This window comes from Weissella sp. MSCH1 (assembly GCF_045799135.1).
Taxonomy (GTDB): domain Bacteria; phylum Bacillota; class Bacilli; order Lactobacillales; family Lactobacillaceae; genus Weissella.
The window spans coordinates 124,626-143,952 of the sequence record NZ_JBJMBA010000046.1; the positions used below are offsets into that span (position 1 = coordinate 124,626).

The window sequence follows — 19,327 nt, forward strand, 5'->3', positions numbered from 1 at the left end:
TTAAATTAAGCGCCACCGTATACAAAAACCGCCCATGACCAGTTCACGTGTCATGGGCGGTTTATTATTTAACAATTAGTCTTCTTCTGAACCAAGACCAAACTTAGCAATTACGGCTGCAACCGCACCACCAAGCAAAGGACCTACGATGTAGGCACCGATGTGAGTCAATGCAGTTGATGAACCGAACATTGCAAAGAATGCGGCTGGGGCCAATGAACGAGCTGGGTTCAATGAACCACCCGTTGCTTGCAAACCAAGCATGATCAATGCACCCAACGTCAAACCAATGATCATTGGTGCCAAGGCTGAGTTCTCAGCGTTCTTCTTTGACGTAACCATCAAGATTACCAAAACAAAGACAAACGTCAAGAATGCTTCAATCAACGTCGCTGACAAGAATGAAACTGGTGTGTTGTAGTCTGTTTGACCAAAACCAACTTGCTTGATTGTTGCAGCAGTTGCACCAAAGGCCTTCATGAAGCCAAAGATAACAGCTGAACCAGCAAAAGCACCAATGATTTGGGCAACGACGTAACCAATAAATTCAACCCATGAGATACGACCGTTGATGGCTTGTGCCAAAGAAACGGCTGGGTTAAAGTGACCACCTGAGATTGGGCCGAAAGCGTATGCTCCGGCAGCAACAGCGATGGCGAATGCCAAAGCAACTGGCAATGGACCAGCTTGAGTACCGACGAAGATAACAACTCCAGTACCCATGGCAACCAACATCAAAGTTCCGAAGAACTCGGCAAGATACTTGCGCATGTTTTCCATGATTAAAAACTCCTTCGAGATATACTTTGTACGACTGTACAAAATTAAAAATTTCTGACCCTACTATATAACAAAAACCGGCTTAAATTCAGCTTTAAAGTTCCGCCGTTAACGTAATTTTAATATTAACGACCAATAATCTTGCTGGCTGCACGATCCAACGCTAACCAAGCATTCATTGAATTTGCCTTAAATTGTTCAATAAACGATGGCTTGCCTTCTTCTGGCTTTGCCTCACCTTCGAATGAATTTTCAATACCAAAGACTTGCAAGGCATTAAATTCCTCATCCCAACGAACTGTATAGTAGTTACCTTCCATGCGTTCATCAACAATATCTTGGAAACCAAGCTTCAAGGCTTCCTTAATGACATCATCCTCGCTGACTGGAAAGCCACGTGCGGCCATCAACGCGACACGATCCGCAACCTGTGTCATATCCTCAGGAATTGAATGCTCGTTCATACTCTTTACTCCTTCTTTCAGTGACTTACTTTGTGTTCAGAATTAAACACGTTACTAAACACATTTTAGCAGTGAGTTGCGATATAATAAAGCAGACTGGTCATGTTAGAGATTTTAGACCCCTGACCAGGCCCAGTCGCCGTTATCTGGCAGTGTTAGCAGCCTATATGCTAACACTGCCAGATAACCCGATAATGTCCAAAACAGCGTTATCGATAACATTTAATCTACTATAAGGAGGTTACTTTTCATGGTTGAAGCAGTAACCGCACAAGAGATGCAACGATTTGACCGTTACACAATGGAAGAAATCGGTGTACCCGCCTTGGTTTTAATGGAGCGCGCCGCAATGGCCACCATTGAAGTTTTGGCAGCTGGTACCTTTGATTTAGCTAACGTGCTTGTTATCGCCGGACTTGGTAATAACGGTGGTGACGGTGTCGCCATTGCACGCATGTTGATTCAAAAAGGCGTTAACGTCGACCTATTGATTCTTGGTGATGAAAATCGTGCGACCGCTAACACAGCTACGCAACTTAAGATTGCCCGTGGCTATGGCATTCACACCCAAAACCGTGTCCGTGATTTTCGCAATTACACGGTCATCGTGGATGCGCTATTTGGAATAGGCCTTTCTAAGCCCGTTCCAAGCAAACTTGGTGATATTATTAAACGAGTAAATGCCGCTAATATTCCGGTTGTCTCTGTTGATGTCCCATCTGGTTTGCACGCAACTACTGGAGAAATCCTTGGCTCTGCTATTCGTGCCACCGCAACTGTTACTTTCGCCTATCCTAAGCAAGGGTTGTTACAAAACGAAGGCCTAAAACGCGCCGGCAATATTTATGTAAAAGACATTGGCATTTATTCACCGGAAGAATTAGCAGAATTTAAACAGGAAGAGAGCGAGAACTAATGAATATCGTATTAGTCGGGGCTGGTCCACGTAACTTGTCTTTGGTTGAGCGTCTAATGGCGCACGCCAAGTCAACGACCGAGCCTGTTGACATCACCCTATACGACCCATTTCCTATCGGTGGTCGTGTTTGGAACCCAGATCAAGACCCAACTTTCTTGATGAACACTGTTACACAACAATTGACGTTGTTCACTGACCCTTCAGTACCTAACCACGCTTCTACCGCGTTGTACGGTCCTAACTTTTATGAATGGTCAGTCACGTTCGGTAAGGAGTACGTGAAGATTCACGACTTCAAGAACGAAGCGTACTTCTTGGACGAGTTGACGCGTATCAACCCTAACCGCTTCACGTCACGTGCCTTGTTCGGTGTATATGCCCAATGGTTCTTTGAACACCTCGGTGCACACGTTCCTGCAAACGTGACGTTGTCATATGAGCGTCGCAGTGTCACAGATGTTGTCAAGCAAGACGACCAATATACGGTCACGATTGACGGCACTGATACCATCATTGCTGATCAAGTGGTGATGGCATTGGGGCACGTAGACAACAGCTTGAACGATGAAGAGCAAGCCTTCGCCGATGCTGCCGCGGGCAATGACAACATGTTGTACGTTGCCCCAACGCACCCTTCAGAAGCCGACCTCGATGCCGTTCCAGCCCGTGAAAAAGTTGTTTTGCGTGGCTTGGGATTGAGCTTCTTCGACTACATCGCTAAGTTAACGATTAGCCGTGGTGGTCGCTTCGCTCGCGATAACAACGGTGTGATGTACTACCTACCATCTGGTAAGGAACCTCACATGATTGCGGGTTCTCGCAAGGGCTTGCCTATGCACGCGCGTGGTGTTAACCAAAAGGTCGCAGCTGAAGGTTATCAACCACTATTCTTTACGTCAGAGAATTTGGATAAGTTGGCTGAAAAGTCAAACGGTCAAGTTACCTATGACGAATTCTTTACGTTGTTGCGTAAGGAATTGGAATACAAGCACTATCAAAACACAATTAACGACTTTGGTGTCACATGGCCATTCAACGCTGCCGAATTCATGGATGCTTTGGCAGCCAGCGATGATTTGAATGAAACTGCTCGTAAGTACGGCATTTCTGAAGAATACATCATGGATTGGGATCGTATCTTGAACCCCGTTGATGATGTGCCAGCTGAAGTTGAATACAGCGACTTCATGATGAACTACCTAACTTGGGACATTAACGATGCTAACCAAGGTAACAACGACGCACCATATGCTGGTGCCTTCGATATGTTGCGTGACGTTCGTGGTATCATTCGTCACTACTTGGATGCTGGTTACTTGTCATCTGACGAATATGCCAAGTTCCTATCAAAGTTCAACCCATTTAACTCATTGATTTCCGTTGGACCTCCTGTCCTACGTGTTGAGCAAATGCGCGCTTTGATTGAAGCTGGCGTCTTGGAAGTTGCTGGCCCTGGCTTGGCAGTTTCTGTTCGTGATGACCACTACGTTGCAACGGATAACCGTGGCAACACTTGGACGGTCAACAAATTGGTAGAAGCTCGTTTGTTCCCCGTATCATTAGCTGCATCAACTAATCCTTTGGTTGCCAACTTGCGCGATCGTGGTTTGTTGAGTGCCGCTGAGTACACAAAGGCTGACGGTTCAACTTATGTTGTTGGTGGTACTCGCATGAACAAGGACGATTTGACTGTTATCGATGCTAACGATAACGAAGTTGATGGTTTGTTCATTTGGGGTGTCCCAACGGAAGGTTGGTCATGGTTCACGACGTTTGCTCCTCGTTCAGGTGTTAACGACAAGAACTTGCGCGATGCTGAAAACATTGCCCGCCGTATCTTTGGTAAGTAATTAAGAATCTTTAAAACGCCCGTTATGGCTAAGACAGTAATGTCAGTCATAACGGGCGTTTTTGTTGTCATACAGGCACTCTTACAATTGCAAAGATTTTCTAAAGGGTGTATATTAGGTTTATCCTAACGTTAGGATAAACCTAATATATCGTTTTGAGGCCTTGCTTATGAGTCATAATGTATATGCTAACGAACCACGGCGCGCTGTCATGGTCATCGATTCCAAAAGTTTTTACGCCAGTGTGGAAAGTGTTGATTTAGGATTAAATCCCCTCAAATCCTTGTTAGTCGTCATGAGCCAACAAGAAAACACGAATGGTGGCCTTGTCCTGGCTGCGTCACCACAGGCTAAAAAAATCCTTGGCGTATCCAATGTAATGCGTCAGCGCGACGTCCCTCGTGATCCACGTCTGGCCATCGTCCAACCACGCATGAATTATTACATTCAAAAAAATAAACAAATCAACGACATCTATCGGCAATTTGTCGCTGATGAAGATTTACATATCTATTCAATTGATGAATCCATTCTCGATTTAACGGACAGTTGGCGCTATATCGAATCAAAATTTGGGCGCAAGTTAACACTTCGCAACATGGCCCGCCTCATTCAGCAAACCGTTCACGATGCAACCGGCATTTATTTGACAGTTGGTATTGGTGATAATCCCGCGATGGCTAAGATGGCCCTCGATATTTCAGCTAAACATAACAAGGATTTAATTGGGGAATGGCACTATGAAACAATTCCCGAGCATTTATGGCCGATTACCAAGCTCGATGACGTTTGGAGTATTGGTAGCCGTACTGCCAAAACCTTACGCCGCTTAGGTATTTTATCGATGCGTGATTTAGCTGCTTTTAATCCTTATCGACTACAGGAATTGCTCGGGGTCAAAGGGGTTGAACTATATGCGCTAGCTTGGGGTGTCGATCGTAGCCGTCTCAGCAATAAATATCACGTCAAAGAAAGTTCCTTTAGCAACGGCCAAGTTTTGCCCCGTGACTACGATAACCCCGCTGAAATCGAAGTTGTCATTCGCGAAATTGGTGAACAAGTAGCCAGTCGGTTGCGTGCAAAACATGTCGTGGCTAGCCAAATCAGTTTAGGAATCGGCTTTGGCTATCGTACGACCGGCCCGAATCACGGTTTTAGTGGCCAGGTAACGATTGATGCCACCAATCTAAGCTTGCCAATCACTAACGCCCTGCGCGAAATTTTTCGCACGCACTATGATGGTGAGGTTGTTCGTAACATTTACGTCAGCGCTGGTCGTTTAGCTCCTGACGGCGTTGAGCAAATCGACCTCTTCACCCCTGTGACGATTAACATGAAACAACGCCAAATTGACAACGTCATCGACACAATTCGACAAAAATTTGGTGTCGGAGCCGTCTTTAAAAGTTCTAGCGTTGCTGGCGGAACAATGCTAAATCGCATCGGGTTAGTTGGTGGCCACAATGGTGGTAACGCTTATGGATGATGATATCGATATTTTTGCCCAAGCTGCCCGCTTCTTCGCGCATGACTATCATGAAAGAGGCATGGTGAAATGGCAAGGCTACTACCTATCTGACCACACTGAAGATGTTCATAAAAACCAATTGGCCGCGGCGCAGGCGGCCACCCGACAACGAATGCCAGAAATGGATTTAGCGGCCATTGCCACGTTACTTTTTGATGCGTACGGCCGGCATGAAATTGTCCATGTGCAACAAAATTACAGCGCTACCGATGGTGTGGTGCCTGAAATCATTACCGGCTTAGTCACAGGTTACACTGAGGAAGCCGTGATTATCGGCAACACCCACATTCCACTCGACCAACTATGGTGGGCTAGCAAATGACGATTTTGTGGGCCTTCAAGCTTGATGAGCGCAAAAAAATCCCAGTTCGTGTAAAAAAACGAACCGGGATTTTTTCATATTATTTAACCTTCCAATTGATCAGGATGATTCTCAGCAAATTCCACTTCTTTACGTTCTTCTTCATGCGCCAAATCAGCTAAATGACGGCGTGACCAACGATAGGCAATCAACACAACAATCAATAACGCGATGGCCGCGGCTTGAATCAAAACGCCAATCGTATCGGCATGATATACCAATAAATTACGTAATAAAGCCGTAATTCCGATATACATAAAATTCTGTAATGAAATACGATCTTGCACGAAATACTCTTTTGTTAAGACCACGAACTCGAAAAACAAAAACGTTTCCAAAATCGTTTCAGTCACTGCGTAAAAATCAACTTCTAAATCGGTGTGCAACACCATCGTACCTAAATTCCAAAGATCCTTAAAAAAGAATCCGACCATGGTAATCCCCAAAATAAGCATCGCCACGTCTAGTACAATGCCATAACCCTTCTCGATAAATTTTCGATTCATATGGCTGCCCTCCAGGAGTTCTTACTTCTAATCATAACAAACCCCACCTGAAAAGTACCGCATAACTTGTCTCAAACTATTTTTCAAACAATTCTAAGCCTTCACGACCAATGTAAATTGCAAAGATAATGGCCGCAACCGCATCAGCCCACCACAAACCAAACAATGCCGTTAACAACATGCCCATCAAAACCAAGGCCGCTAACACGGCACACGCCACGTTACACATCGCATCTTCGCGCAGAGCCTCCGAGCCAATTTGAGCACCTAATCGTCGCTTCATCGTTGTCATCACCGGCATCAAAACCACTGACGCAATCGCCACAATCAAACCAACACCACTTTCACCTGGCACTTCATGCTGCACTAAATTGATAACTGATGTGACGATGACGTAGGTTGCCAATAATAATAAAATTGCCTTCACGATCTTTGAAGCACGTCGTTCAACAACCAATACCCGCTCATTATCAGCGCCATCATATTCTGCCCGCAGTCGCCAAATCAACACGCCCCCCGCGATGACTTCCAAAAGCGCATCCAAGCCAAAAGCAATCAATAGAATCGAACCAGCTTGCAAACCGGCTGAAACACCCAATACAAATTCAAGGGCCATCCAAGCGATTGAAATCACTTCCAATTGAATGCCTTTCGCTAATAATTTTTGTTTCGCTATCATTTCCCAATCCCCCAAAAACAATATATGTTATTTTCTTCATATATTATAGCATAACTTTGAGAAAACATGCACAAACAAAAAGTAAGCGTGGTAAATAAAAACGGTTGTTCCACGTGGAACAACCGCATTCTATTAATTCATCCGTGAGTGTTTAATACCATATGTTACGTACAAAATCAGTCCTAACACAAACCAAATAGCCGCTGCAATTAATGTTTCAACGTGTAATTGCGTAATCAAGAAGAACGTAAATACGGCTGACAAAATGGGTAACACTGGATAACCAGGCATCTTGTAACCATCTTGTTTCACATCAGCGCGCTTACGTAATGGCAAAATACCTAGCGACACAACCATAAAGGCCAGTAACGTTCCCATATTAACCAAATCAACCAATTTATCCAGCGGTACCATACCACCAAAGAATGCTACCACAATCGTTGCAATCCCCAACGCTCGGTTTGGTTCACCCTTTTGGTTTAACTTCCCTAAATTACCGGGCAATAGTCCATCACGGCCAACAGCATAGATCAATCGTGATGATGCATAAAGCATTGTTGTCATCATAGTGAACATCCCAATCAGTGCGCCGATTGTAATAATTAAGGCAGCCCAATTTTGCCCCACTTGTTGTAACGCAAACGCGGCCGGATCAGCCACATTTAGTTTGGTGTAGTGCACCATTCCCGTCAGCACGAACGCGACTAACCCATACAATACGGCCGCAATAATTAACGTGCCAATAATTCCGATTGGCATGTCGCGCTTCGGATTTTTCACTTCAGCTGCTGAAGCCGATAAGGCATCAAATCCAAGAAAGGCAAAGAAGACCATCGACGTGCCGGCCAAGACACCTTGTACACCAAATGCGCCATGCATCCGCGCTGGAATCATCGGCATCAAATTACTGCTCTTAATAAAGAAGAACCCCACCACAAGAAAAATGATGATAATCGCGACTTTCAACAAAACCATGGCATTTTGAATCCGCTTTGATTCCTTCATACCGCCACGCAACATTAACCCAATCAACAATACAATGATTACCGCGACTAGATTCACGTACGTACCTTGCGCTGGATTGTAGGCTCCCGACAAGGCCGTTGGTAATTTGAAGACCGGCGCCATCAAATTGGCAAAATAGGCTGACCAACCGGTTGAAACTGCCGCGACCCCTAATGCATATTCCAAAATCAGTGCCCATCCCAGCACCCATCCAACAACTTCACCAAAAATAACGTTACCATACGAATATGCTGAGCCGGCAACTGGCATCGCTGAAGCAGTTTCCGAATAGGCCATGGCTACTAGGCCCGAAACAATTGCAGCAATAATAAAACTAAAGACAACGCCTGGGCCCGCAGTTGTCGCAGCAACCGTTCCTGGCAAAATAAAGATTCCGGTACCAATAACGGCACCAATTCCCAAGCCAATCAAATCTTTCGCGGTCAGCGTTTTGGCAAAGTGTTCATCACTTTTTAAATACGCCGTCAACGATTCCTTCTTAAACATCCGTTGCCACAACTGCATCCTACTACCTCCTATGAAACCAATAAAAAAACACGTATCGGATAACACCAAAGTATCCGATACGTGTTTAAATGAGTTTCATGGTCTGCCCGCAGCAGTTAGCATGTCTCACACACTCGGATACTTTACCGTCATCCGAGTGTCCAACGCAAAATAACTTTACGATTGTTTCGGATGACTAACCGAAGAAAAACGTAAAGTTGAAAAACGCTTGCGTTGTTGACAGGTGCATTTGCATGAATTTCATTTCCTTTTCTAATTGTTTAGGTTTTAACTCCCTAATCATAAGTGAGGAATTAAATTTCGTCAACCATTTCTCAGCAAATACTCATACTGACTATTTGTAACCGCCTCGGAACACCTTAGAAATCGGATAATGGCGCGAACAGTTGGAAAAAGCATATAATATTAAGTAAGTATTCTAAATAACTGAGGTGGTTTCATGTCGATCCGCACATATCATAATGCGCAAGTCTACGATGTTGCGCAAGCGAAATTCATTCCTAATTCATGGTTCTCAGTTGATTTAACAACCGGACGTATTACAGCTACCGGTACTGGCGCTACGCCTGCCGATGCTCAAGAACTTGTCGATTTAAATAACAAGTTCATTACCCCCGGTATGATCAACACCCATGTTCACATCATTAATAAAGTCTTCCCATACGGTCCAAAAGCTTCACGCGAGCCCTTCGAAATTGCGATGCAAGCCCAAGCTAACTTAAATGAAATGTTGGCGTCAGGTGTGACATACACTCGTGTTCTGGCAACCGCGCAAAGCTTCGACATCGGGATGCAAAAAATGACGCTGAACGGTCAATGGCGCGGTACCGGGGTTGTCGCATCTGGTCGTGCTTTCTCAACCATTGGTGGCCACGCTTCAAAGATTGGTGAAGCCTTGTCTGGTCCAGAAGAATTCCGAGCCGGTGTCCGCCGTCGCATTGAACAAGGCGCCCATGCGATCAAGTACATGGCGTCGGGTGGTATTGCGTTCGATCAATTCGAGCAACCTGATATGCCACAAATGACGGAAGCTGAAATGGCTGCTGGTGTTGACGTGGCACACCGTCGCGGCATCAAGGTTGCGGCGCACGCGGAAGCTTTGCAAACCGTTAAAGAAGCCTTGCGCGCCGGCGTTGATTCGGTTGAGCACGCTTTTGTTATTGACGATGAGGCACTCGAATTATTCCAATCAACGGGTACATATTTAACGCCAACATTAGTGGCTCCTTATGTCATCATCAAGCGCGGTGATGGGTTGTTGCCACAATGGATGGTCGACAAAGCTTACAAGTGGGTTGATTCACACTTTGCAGCCTTTGGTAAAGCAGCAAAGAATGGCGTTAATTTGGCACTGGGTACTGATGCTGGCTCACCATTGAACGGTTATGCTGACACTGCCCTTGAAGCCGAGCTTTGGTCAATTGCCGGCGCAACTAACGCCCAAATCTTGCAGGCACTCTTCACGAATGCGGCTGATTTATTGCAAATTAGTGCCGATTACGGTGAATTGGTTCCTGGCAAAATGGCTGATTTCGTCGTCTTTGATGCTAGCCCACTGGCTGACATTAAAGTACTCCAAGAGCCAAAGCGTGTGGCTAAGTTTGGTGAGTTTGTTGACACAACCGGCTTCCAAAATCCTTATATCTTGCCTTTAGATAAAGGGCATTTAGCTTATTAATAGTAGATTCTAAAAGGTCCCAAATCCTCCGCGTTTGTTCGGAAGATTTGGGACCTTTTTTATCGCCATGTTCGTTGCATTGCTGAGAAGACAGCTAAAGTGGCCTTGGCATCCGCCAAAGCACGATGCTTCTGTTTGCCAATCTCGACATCATACGTCTCAGCCAAACCCGATAGTGAAATATCGTTAGGATTACCATTTAAAGCCCCGTGCAGCTGTTGCGTATCAAAAATCTTACCACTCGTGCGCCACTTGCCTAAATCATGATAGCGGAGCCCCTCTTTGACTAATTGCACATCCCCATCAACAATTGCGTGACCAACAACCGGATATTCGCCAACAAACTTCATAAACCGACTCAATGCCCGTTCTTCCGACAAGCCGTTATGAATCATATCCAACGTAATCCAGCCGTGTTCACCACCCATTGATTGTGTAATAAATTTAAATGACGCCATCCCACTACCCTTGGGCGGGTTATTAACAATCACGGAAAATTTTTCAATATCTTTGCCAGTGGTAATTTTCAAAGCCCCAATTTCAATAATTTGATTACTACCGTTCATCTCTAAATCGAAAACGACATAATCCTTCAATTCTGTAAATAGCATTAACAATACTCCCCGCTCGTTTGTTTCTCTCAAGTATACGCTTCACTGACGAACTCTTCACTTGCATTTACTTCAAGTCAGCGTAAAGTTAAGGTTGTCAATTATACAGAACAGGAGATTTTCCCCATGAAATCACTCGCAAAGTACAATAAGTTGCGTCGAAACTTCAACATGGAAAGCCACCGTGGTCTACAGCTCGACGAACACGGTAACACCGATGTTTTTGAGGGTGTCCAAGTCACGGTTTTAGTTAAGGATGATCAAGCAACGATGATTTTCATCGATTCAGAAGATGCTGATAGCGACGAAGCTGGTCGTGCATTCGTTGCCTTTGAGCACGGCATGAGCTGGTCATCGCAGGATTTCTTCAACGCCTACATGGCCGTTCACGAAAACCCCGACGAACCAGCTGTTGCAACAGCAAACGGTATCCAAGTGACCCACAAAATCGATGCAAACGGGTTGCACATCAAAATTGTGCCAGCTTAATTTGCGCAAATAAAATGACCGCCAGGCTTAAATTCCTGGCGGTCATTTTTATTTATCACAACAACTAGTAGTCTTATTAATACGTAATCTTCAAATTCTTCACAACGGCTTCGGCTTCATTGAACAAACCTTCAATGATGTCCTTAACAGGACGCTTGCTGTTAACCATACCAGCAATTTCGCCGGCCATGACTGAACCGTTTTCAACATCACCATCAAAGACAGCCTTTGAAAGTGATGCCATCGTCAACGATTCTAATTCCGCAAATGAAGCACCGGCGTTTTCAAGTTCAATATACTTGGCAATCATGGCATTCTTAATTGTTCGCACCGGTGCGCCGATACGTTGTCCGGTTACCGCTGTTGCCGTGTCATCCGCAGCCAAAATTGCTTGTTTGAACGCATCCGCTACCGGCGTTTCATCAGCTGCCAAGAAGATTGTCCCTGCTTGAATACCTTGCGCACCTAACGCGTATGCAGCAACCACACCACGTCCGTCACCGATACCACCAGCTGCAATCACCGGAATATCTATTGCGCTGGCTACTTGTGGTACCAACGCCATTGTCGTCGTCCCACCGATATGACCACCTGATTCCATCCCCTCAGCAACAACTGCAACGGCCCCTAAATCAGCCATTTTCTTTGCTACCTTGACAGACGGAATGACTGGAATCACTTTAACGCCAGCTGCCTTGAAAGCTGGCATATAAGGTTTTGGCGTGCCAGCCCCAGTCGTCACTACTGGCACCTGTTCCTCAATAATGACATCAACCAAATCTGGAATATTATCCATCATTAACATCAAGTTAACGGCAAACGGTTTATCCGTGCCGGCCTTAACGCGCCTAATTTCCGCGCGCAATTCTTCCTTATCAAAACCGGCAGATGTTAACACGCCTAATCCGCCAGCATTTGAAACAGCAATAACCAACTCATGCCGTGAAATACGTGCCATCGATCCCTGAATCAACGGATACTTCGTTCCTAGAATTTCTGCAACAGTTGCCATCTTATATGCCCCTTTTTAAGTGATTATTGTTTAATGTATCACATAAATTAAAACAACCCCAAATTATCTGAATAACAATCAGATAATCTGAGGCTTCATCTTACTACTTTTTACATCATTAACAGGTGAATCAAGCCAAGCGCTAGCAACACCTGAATCACACCAATGACCAAACCAAAACTCAGGAAGCGAATACCCGAATTCTTGATAATTGACCATTTCAAACTCAACCCAATGCCGGCCAAATTAATGACCCCGAAGAAACTTGCCAATTCCTTGGCGACAGCAACTACCGGCGCTGGTAAGCCAAGCATCGTATTCACCAACATAAAGATGACAAAGGCCGTAACGAACCATGGCATCATGCGCCAAAACGGCTTCGCTGGTGCCGTCGCAGCAACATCTTGTCGCGCCTGTCCAGGTCGACTCATCTTCGTAAAGGCCATGACCACAAAGGCCAATAACACCACGCGTAGCATCTTAAACAATGTTGCGTACGTGCCAGTTGCATCATTGACCATCAAACCAGCGCCAACCGCTTGACCAACCGATTGCAACGTGCCACCGATCAAAGCACCCGATAATAAATCATTGTGCCCTAGAATAGCCGGTCCGATGGTTGGCAAGACCAGCAACAATGCCACACCAGTCAACGACACTGTCGCAGCAGCAGTCCGGCGTTGCGTATCATTAGCGCCAATTACCGGCGAAACGGCAGCAATCGCACTCGTGCCACACACTGCATTCCCTGCACCCATCAACATCGCTGACTCAGGTGATACCTTAAAGAAGCGCCCACCGAGCCACATCACAATTAAAATTGTGGCCGTCATCTGTAACACAATAAACAAAATCCCTTGCCAGCCTAACTGCTCAACCGTCCTAAGCGTGACCGTTAAACCGAGAAAAGCAATGCCAAACTGAATAAAGTACTTTTCTGACCAATCAACCCCGGGGTTCCAGATTTGCTGACGAAAGGCAGTGTTCCCAATTACAATTCCTAACAACATGGCGATGCCTTCCGCACCCAAAAACGGTAGTAATGGGGTTAACCACTTTGCAACGACTGCGAGGGCAACCGTCAGGCCAATACCTGGCAACATCTCTCTAGTAATTCGCATCGCAATTACCTCCTTTATTTACAACCAGTTGTTAACCTAGTTCCTTTTTCCACGTATATTTTATCACAGCAGCTATTGGTCTACTTTATCAAAATAAAAAAATACGGTCCAACCAAACATTTTGATTGGACCGTACCAATTAGTTACGCTGATTAATATAATGAAACACCATTATGCTCCGAATCAATGGGTGCCACATTATCCATTAGATAATGTTCTACGGCGCGCTTATATGATTGATGACTGCGCATCGCAATGCCCGTCAACTTGCTAAACTCAGTCGCATTTAGCGCCCAGACTTGCGCCACCGACTGCTTCAACAAGTGATCATGGAGCGTTTGCGTCAAACTGATAAATCGTTGGAATTCAGCATGACCGATGCCGTAGATACGCTTTAAATTGCCTGTTCGCTTTTCGATGTTTGCTAGCATTACTAACCCTTGCGCAAACGTTGCCGCCGTTTGCCCACCAAAGTTATACATCGTTGGTGTTGGGTATGGGTGACCATTTGGATAGGCCCCTGATTCAGCCTCGTAAGCATGCAACTTGGCTACCACTTGGCCTGCCACATCAGGTCGAATCCCTGACTTCACCAAAATATTACCAAATTCCAGCATGAACGCCTGCGTATGAACTGTCATCGTCATTATCTAAATCCCTCTCTTTGTACTCTTCTCTTAGTCGCCGAATACTAGTGTATGGCGAACCCAATTAGTGTACGCAAAAAGTTCACAGAATAGTACAAAAAAGTGTTGTTTTTGTGGTTAACTCATCTTTAGTTAGCGACAAAAAACGCCTAGCAACTGCCTGCTAGACGTTCTTAATTGCTTATTTCATCAATACTGTAATGAGGACAATAGCCAACACAACCTGGAAAATAATTGTTACTAAACCATAACCCAAGAACTTCATGCCTGACTGCTTAATGGTCTGCCACTTCAAATTCAAGCCAATCCCCGCCAAGTTGACAATACCGAAGAAGCTTGTAATTTCATGGGCCGTGCCGGTCAGGACGTGAGGCAAACTGATAAATGAATTCACCAGCATCAAAACCACGAACACCATCACAAACCATGGAATTTTGACACTTGTTTTGGGCGCAGTCGCTTCAAGCGGCGTCAACTTCGAGGCATGTCGCGCCATCAAGATCACGACAACTGACAACATAATGACACGCAACATTTTAAAAATTGGCGCATATGTCACCACGTCGCCACCAACCAACGAGGCCGTTCCCGATACCTGACCAACCGATTGCACAGTCCCACCAATTAAAGCACTCACTAGCAAGTCATTATGCGGAAAGACCGCTGGACCAATAATTGGCAAAACGAATAAGAGCACCACGCCGGCTAGCGAAACTGTCGCAACAGACGTACGCCGTTGATCATCAGTTGCGCCGACTGCTGGTGCAACTGATGCGATCGCACTTGAACCGCACACCGCATTTCCCGCACCCATTAACATCGCTGTTTGTGGTGCGACCTTAAAGACGCGACCACCCAGCCACATCACCACTAAAATCGTAGCCAACATTTGCAACAAAATAAAGATGATGCCAGTCCAGCCTAATGATTCAATGTTCTGTAACGTGACATTTAGCCCCAAGGCAGCGATACCAATTTCAATGGGATATTTTTCAGCCCACTTCACACCGGCACCCCACCGTTGCTGGGCAAACACAGTATTTCCTAATATAATCCCTAGCACCATCGCCAAGGCTTCAGCGCCCAACGTTGGTAACCAAGGTGAAACGAATTTTGCAACAAGCGCGACAGCTAGTGTCAACAAGATACCAGCAATCATTTGTCGTTTTATAGCCATAATCAATGACGTCTCCCACTAAATAAACTCTGCTATCCAGTGTACGCTTCTTTTATCGTTTGTGCTGATAGATTTTCTTCACAACGAATCGAATAATAGCTGTTAATACCGCTGCCACAATTAGTGACTTAATAGCGCCTGGCCAAAATGAATCCGTGCGAAACACAATCGCATCCGACACAGCATAAATCAGCATGAATAATAAGCTGACCCAATCTACATATTTTGTCATACCTTTCACCCCTAAAGCGTTAACTTAGTTCAAGTCACGCTGCATATGTGTGTAGTGGTGCGCACCAATCATTAGTTCGCCCACTGCGACAAACCCTTCACGTTCATACAACGCGCGCGCTTTTGGATTACCATCATCAACATTTAAGCCAATGACCGTTTCACCTTGTGCTGCCACCACTTCTGGCAAAGCCGCCAGTAATTGCGTGCCGACACCTTTACCGCGTGCTGATTCAGCGACTGAAATTGAGTCGAGATACCACTCATCGGGCAACGTCTCAACATCTGGGAACAGTTCTGCCAACTCACCAAACCGTTCCGCTAGCAATCGTTGCATCGTTAAATCCAAATGTGGCTCGCTAGCTGACGGATAGCCAAATGCCACCCCAACAATCGCCCCACCTAATTCAGCGACCGTTGCGTGCGTATGCGAATAGCGGGCCGTGTCATCAGCCAAGGCACTATCATGCAATAATTGTTCAATATTATCGCGTCCTAACTTGGCTACCATCGGAATTTCCATTTGGTCAATAATCGTCATTTCTAAGTGCACAATGGTTGCTGTATCAGCCACTGTTGCTGGTCTAATTGTAATCATGCTTAAATCCTCCCCCATCTTTGTTACTAGTCTACTGGCTTTAAGGGGGAATTACCACTTTCATTTGGTAAACAGCTTGAAAGGCAACTCAAAACCCTTTAATATGTTATTGTCCCAGTTTGGATTTGCGGAAGATCGAGCCGCACGAATGAAAATATAAGGTTAAAGAAAGGAATTTTGACATGGTTAAAGCAAAGTCAGCTTACTGGCAAGGCGTTGTCGACGACGCACAACAGCACCCTAAGGCAGCCGGAATTGAGAAGACCCCATTCTTCTCACTTGCCCCAATGGAAGCCGTAACGGATACTGTTTTCCGTCGCGTTGTTGATAAAGCCGCTGCCCCTGATGTTTACTACACGGAGTTTACTAACGCCCGTAGTATTACACACCCTAAAGCTAAGTTTACTGTACAAGGTCGCCTACACGTTGATAAGAGCGAAAAGGTGCCAGTTGTGCAAATCTGGGGAAACCGTGGTGAAGACTTCGAAAAGTCATCCCTTGAATTGCGTGATCGTGGATACAATGCCATTGATTTGAACATGGGTTGTCCGGATTCAACAGTTATTAAAAATGGAGGCGGATCAGATTTGATTCGTCACTACGAGTCAGCTCAAGAAGTGATTCAAGCAGCCAAGACGGCCGGCTTGCCCGTTTCTGTTAAGACGCGTTTGGGCTTCAATGATTTGGAAACATTCCGCGAATGGATTCCATTCCTTTTGAAGCAAGATATTCAAGTTTTGACGGTTCACTTGCGTACACGTAAGGAAATGTCAAAGGTGCCTGCTCACTACGAGTACATCGACGAAATCGTTAAGATGCGTGATGAAATTGCACCAGACACATTATTGCAAATTAACGGTGACGTTAAGACACGTCAAGAAGGGTTGGAATTGGTTCGCCAACACCCTGGTGTCGATGGCGTCATGATTGGTCGTGGTGTTTTCGAAAACCCATTTGCCTTTGAAATCATGCCTGCTGAGCACACGTTGGACCAAACTCTTGAATTGCTTCGTTTGCAATTGGATTTGTACGATGAGTTCACGGCTGAATTTGGGCCAATGAACTTCCAAAAGTTGAAGCGCTTCTTCAAAATTTACGTCCGTAACTTTGCGTACGCTTCAGATTTGCGTGTTGCCCTAATGGATACCAACACGACTGACGAAGTTCGCGCACTTTTGGCCGAATTCGACAAGCAATGGGCAGCTAAGAAAGCTGCCGACGCTGTTGCGATTGAAGCTAATTAATTAATAAATCCCCCAGCGCATGCACTGGGGGATTTATTGTATCTTCAGAAAGGTCATCACTTATGCAATTACAAACCGGCGATTTAATTTTTATTGGTGTCACAGACACCGACGACTTCTCCCAACGCATCGCAGCGAGCACACATCGCCACGCTGCTATTGACTACACCCATATCGGGCTTGTCGAGAAAACGACGGCCACACTATTCGTGCTCCACGCGTCACCCGAAACTGGCAGTATCCGCGAACCTTTGGCGACGTTTTTAAACCGCCAAACTGGCGTCGCCGATGTTTACCGACCAACAATCAGCAACGCACCTTGGCCAGCAATTTTACAAAATGCCAAAGCAATGCTTGGCCAGCCCTATAACTGGTCATTTATTAAATCCCGGCCTGGCTACTACTGCTCTGAATATATTATGAACGCCTTTCAACCTGCCCAAATTTTCACCGAAGCACCAATGACATTTGGCCCCAACAATAGTATCTTACCCGGGTGGCTGGATTACTACGCTGACTTAGGGTTAGCCGTGCCAAATGGTGAACCCGGCACCAATCCAAATGGTCTTGCTAATTCATCTCACCTTAACTATCTCGGTCGTCTTAACGACGTGAACGCGGCTGATGCTTGGTAATTTGACGCTGGCTAACCGGTGAACGGCGCTTAGCCGCCACCCCTTTCGCCTGCTCCGGTACATAGGCATATCGGGTACCGTGCGCAGCAAATAAATCTGCAAACCAAGCAATCAAAATTTGCGCGACGACCATAATGGTCCCAACCAAATTAAGATACACCATCAAGACCAACAACGACCCAAGCGATTGATAAAAGCCTACGCTCTTAACTGCAAATTGGGCATAAAAGCTAAAACCAGCATTCAACGCTAATAGTAGCAAAACTTCAATCCCTGAACCGGCCACAAGTGCTTTCCAAGGCAAACGTTTAGCCGGCAAAGCGAAATTGAACACACACATCAATACCCATAGTCCAAATAGCGCGAACAGCCAACTCTGCTTGGCCAATGTATCTAACCATGGCATGTCAAACGGCAATGCCGCAATAATTGCTGGCATCATCGCGCTTGCACCCATCAGCACACCGGCCGTTAGCAAGATGACCATCAACCACAGAAAACTAAAGACCCGAGTCAGCATACCGCTAACCCGTTCTGGCACATCATGAACCGCATTAAACGCTTTACGAATAACCGCCAACACCGAACTAGCACCCCAAATCGTAATCACAATCGAGAATGACAAAATTCCTACACCACCACTTAGGACCGACGTAATAATCGGACCAAGAATCGACATGATGTTTTTAGGCAATTGTTCCCGCAACATAACGTTTAGCTCATGGGCATTGATTCCGACCAATCCGGCAATGGCACCCACACTCATTAGAACCGGCACCAATGATAGTAATGTATAGTATGTGATTGTCGGCCCAACCATATTGAGGTTCGCTCGGCTTAAATATGTCTGGAGCGCTGGCACCTGAAATTGTTTCTTCAGCAACGCGAGATCAACCAAAAATCTACGCATAAACATCCCCCTAACTGTCCTTTTGATTAAGTATCGCAAGGTTATCCTACGTGGGTCAATGATTATGTATTTTGGTTTGCCAAGTTGGTTACACAGAAAAACGGTCTGAATGTTTCACATGAAACATTCAGACCGTTTTTCATTGTTGTCGATTATCTTTGACGTAATTCCAAAAGCTCCCCAAAGCTGAAATTAAATCAATGCCGGGCAAAATTGCGATAAAGACCCACTTTGAAAATGGATCTGTTGGTCGAAAAATAATAAACCAAACAATATCAATTAGCAATTGCACCAGTAATTGTTTTGGTGTTGCTCGAAAAAACGACTTACCAAAAGCCCCTATCATAGTATCCC

At 45.4% G+C, this 19,327-nt stretch carries 22 protein-coding genes; 8 read left to right on the top strand and 14 right to left on the bottom strand.

The window, feature by feature from the left end; genetic code table 11:
- Positions 1 to 75 precede the first annotated feature (75 nt).
- Both ACJ28U_RS11065 and ACJ28U_RS11070 read right to left on the bottom strand, forming a co-directional pair.
- Positions 76 to 780, bottom strand: a complete 705-nt coding sequence (locus ACJ28U_RS11065; RefSeq protein ID WP_010375056.1) for an MIP/aquaporin family protein — start codon at positions 778 to 780, stop codon at positions 76 to 78.
- 125 nt (positions 781 to 905) lie between these two features.
- A complete protein-coding gene (locus ACJ28U_RS11070) occupies positions 906 to 1,244 on the bottom strand; it encodes a hypothetical protein (RefSeq protein ID WP_010375057.1) in 339 nt (112 codons plus the stop codon).
- 250 nt (positions 1,245 to 1,494) lie between these two features.
- Between ACJ28U_RS11070 and ACJ28U_RS11075 the strand changes: the two genes are divergently transcribed.
- From ACJ28U_RS11075 to ACJ28U_RS11090, 4 genes are all read left to right on the top strand, one after another.
- Positions 1,495 to 2,160, top strand: coding sequence for an NAD(P)H-hydrate epimerase (locus ACJ28U_RS11075; RefSeq protein WP_010375058.1), 666 nt, complete (start codon positions 1,495 to 1,497; stop codon positions 2,158 to 2,160).
- Positions 2,160 to 4,013, top strand: a complete 1,854-nt coding sequence (locus tag ACJ28U_RS11080) for an FAD/NAD(P)-binding protein (protein WP_407619306.1) — start codon at positions 2,160 to 2,162, stop codon at positions 4,011 to 4,013. The genes ACJ28U_RS11075 and ACJ28U_RS11080 overlap by 1 nt, the downstream gene beginning before the upstream one ends.
- A 169-nt stretch (positions 4,014 to 4,182) precedes the next feature.
- Positions 4,183 to 5,499: a Y-family DNA polymerase gene (locus tag ACJ28U_RS11085; RefSeq protein ID WP_099088874.1), complete on the top strand. Its 1,317-nt coding sequence runs from the start codon at positions 4,183 to 4,185 to the stop codon at positions 5,497 to 5,499.
- Positions 5,492 to 5,863: a hypothetical protein gene (locus tag ACJ28U_RS11090; RefSeq protein ID WP_407619307.1), complete on the top strand. Its 372-nt coding sequence runs from the start codon at positions 5,492 to 5,494 to the stop codon at positions 5,861 to 5,863. Before ACJ28U_RS11085 ends, ACJ28U_RS11090 begins: the two co-directional genes overlap by 8 nt.
- An 83-nt stretch (positions 5,864 to 5,946) precedes the next feature.
- Here ACJ28U_RS11090 and ACJ28U_RS11095 read toward each other — a convergent pair whose 3' ends face one another.
- From ACJ28U_RS11095 to ACJ28U_RS11105, 3 genes are all read right to left on the bottom strand, one after another.
- Complete coding sequence (locus ACJ28U_RS11095) at positions 5,947 to 6,408, bottom strand: phosphate-starvation-inducible PsiE family protein (protein WP_099088873.1); 462 nt, start codon at positions 6,406 to 6,408, stop codon at positions 5,947 to 5,949.
- A 76-nt stretch (positions 6,409 to 6,484) separates the two neighbouring features.
- A complete protein-coding gene (locus ACJ28U_RS11100) occupies positions 6,485 to 7,087 on the bottom strand; it encodes a cation transporter (protein ID WP_407619308.1) in 603 nt (200 codons plus the stop codon).
- A gap of 132 nt (positions 7,088 to 7,219) precedes the next feature.
- Positions 7,220 to 8,617: an APC family permease gene (locus ACJ28U_RS11105; protein ID WP_407619309.1), complete on the bottom strand. Its 1,398-nt coding sequence runs from the start codon at positions 8,615 to 8,617 to the stop codon at positions 7,220 to 7,222.
- 442 nt (positions 8,618 to 9,059) lie between these two features.
- On the opposite strand from ACJ28U_RS11105, the gene ACJ28U_RS11110 reads away from it, so the two are divergent.
- Positions 9,060 to 10,298: an amidohydrolase family protein gene (locus ACJ28U_RS11110; protein WP_010373131.1), complete on the top strand. Its 1,239-nt coding sequence runs from the start codon at positions 9,060 to 9,062 to the stop codon at positions 10,296 to 10,298.
- Between the two features lie 59 nt (positions 10,299 to 10,357).
- On the opposite strand, the gene ACJ28U_RS11115 is transcribed toward ACJ28U_RS11110, so the two are convergent.
- Positions 10,358 to 10,909, bottom strand: coding sequence for a PolC-type DNA polymerase III (locus ACJ28U_RS11115; RefSeq protein WP_407619310.1), 552 nt, complete (start codon positions 10,907 to 10,909; stop codon positions 10,358 to 10,360).
- Between the two features lie 126 nt (positions 10,910 to 11,035).
- Between ACJ28U_RS11115 and ACJ28U_RS11120 the strand changes: the two genes are divergently transcribed.
- Positions 11,036 to 11,398, top strand: a complete 363-nt coding sequence (locus ACJ28U_RS11120) for a hypothetical protein (protein WP_099088868.1) — start codon at positions 11,036 to 11,038, stop codon at positions 11,396 to 11,398.
- A gap of 76 nt (positions 11,399 to 11,474) precedes the next feature.
- Here the strand turns inward: ACJ28U_RS11120 and ACJ28U_RS11125 are convergent, their stop codons facing one another.
- The 6 genes from ACJ28U_RS11125 to ACJ28U_RS11150 all read right to left on the bottom strand — a co-directional run bounded on the left by ACJ28U_RS11125 (position 11,475) and on the right by ACJ28U_RS11150 (position 16,184).
- Positions 11,475 to 12,410, bottom strand: a complete 936-nt coding sequence (locus tag ACJ28U_RS11125; RefSeq protein ID WP_407619311.1) for a nitronate monooxygenase — start codon at positions 12,408 to 12,410, stop codon at positions 11,475 to 11,477.
- 110 nt (positions 12,411 to 12,520) lie between these two features.
- A complete protein-coding gene (locus tag ACJ28U_RS11130) occupies positions 12,521 to 13,531 on the bottom strand; it encodes a YeiH family protein (protein ID WP_407619312.1) in 1,011 nt (336 codons plus the stop codon).
- A gap of 152 nt (positions 13,532 to 13,683) precedes the next feature.
- The gene (locus tag ACJ28U_RS11135; RefSeq protein WP_010373153.1) at positions 13,684 to 14,178 is read right to left on the bottom strand and encodes a hypothetical protein; all 495 of its coding nucleotides are present in this window, start codon (positions 14,176 to 14,178) and stop codon (positions 13,684 to 13,686) included.
- Between the two features lie 181 nt (positions 14,179 to 14,359).
- The gene (locus ACJ28U_RS11140) at positions 14,360 to 15,355 is read right to left on the bottom strand and encodes a YeiH family protein (RefSeq protein WP_099088864.1); all 996 of its coding nucleotides are present in this window, start codon (positions 15,353 to 15,355) and stop codon (positions 14,360 to 14,362) included.
- 52 nt (positions 15,356 to 15,407) lie between these two features.
- Positions 15,408 to 15,587 (bottom strand): hypothetical protein, encoded by a 180-nt coding sequence (locus ACJ28U_RS11145; protein WP_010373161.1) that lies wholly within the window; start codon positions 15,585 to 15,587, stop codon positions 15,408 to 15,410.
- Positions 15,588 to 15,611: 24 nt separating this feature from the next.
- Positions 15,612 to 16,184 carry a GNAT family N-acetyltransferase gene (locus ACJ28U_RS11150; RefSeq protein ID WP_407619313.1) on the bottom strand — a complete coding sequence of 191 codons (573 nt, stop codon included), beginning with the start codon at positions 16,182 to 16,184 and terminating at the stop codon, positions 15,612 to 15,614.
- 182 nt (positions 16,185 to 16,366) lie between these two features.
- Here ACJ28U_RS11150 and ACJ28U_RS11155 point away from each other — a divergent pair, with 182 nt between their 5' ends.
- Both ACJ28U_RS11155 and ACJ28U_RS11160 read left to right on the top strand, forming a co-directional pair.
- Positions 16,367 to 17,428 (top strand): tRNA-dihydrouridine synthase, encoded by a 1,062-nt coding sequence (locus tag ACJ28U_RS11155; protein ID WP_172437078.1) that lies wholly within the window; start codon positions 16,367 to 16,369, stop codon positions 17,426 to 17,428.
- Between the two features lie 62 nt (positions 17,429 to 17,490).
- Positions 17,491 to 18,063, top strand: coding sequence for a YiiX/YebB-like N1pC/P60 family cysteine hydrolase (locus tag ACJ28U_RS11160; RefSeq protein WP_407619314.1), 573 nt, complete (start codon positions 17,491 to 17,493; stop codon positions 18,061 to 18,063).
- Here the strand turns inward: ACJ28U_RS11160 and ACJ28U_RS11165 are convergent.
- Together ACJ28U_RS11165 and ACJ28U_RS11170 are read right to left on the bottom strand one after the other, a co-directional pair.
- Positions 18,032 to 18,973, bottom strand: coding sequence for a YihY/virulence factor BrkB family protein (locus ACJ28U_RS11165; protein WP_407619315.1), 942 nt, complete (start codon positions 18,971 to 18,973; stop codon positions 18,032 to 18,034). The two genes, ACJ28U_RS11160 and ACJ28U_RS11165, sit on opposite strands and share 32 nt — an antisense overlap.
- 139 nt (positions 18,974 to 19,112) lie before the next feature.
- A complete protein-coding gene (locus tag ACJ28U_RS11170) occupies positions 19,113 to 19,319 on the bottom strand; it encodes a hypothetical protein (protein WP_010373175.1) in 207 nt (68 codons plus the stop codon).
- Between the last annotated feature and the right edge of the window lie 8 nt (positions 19,320 to 19,327).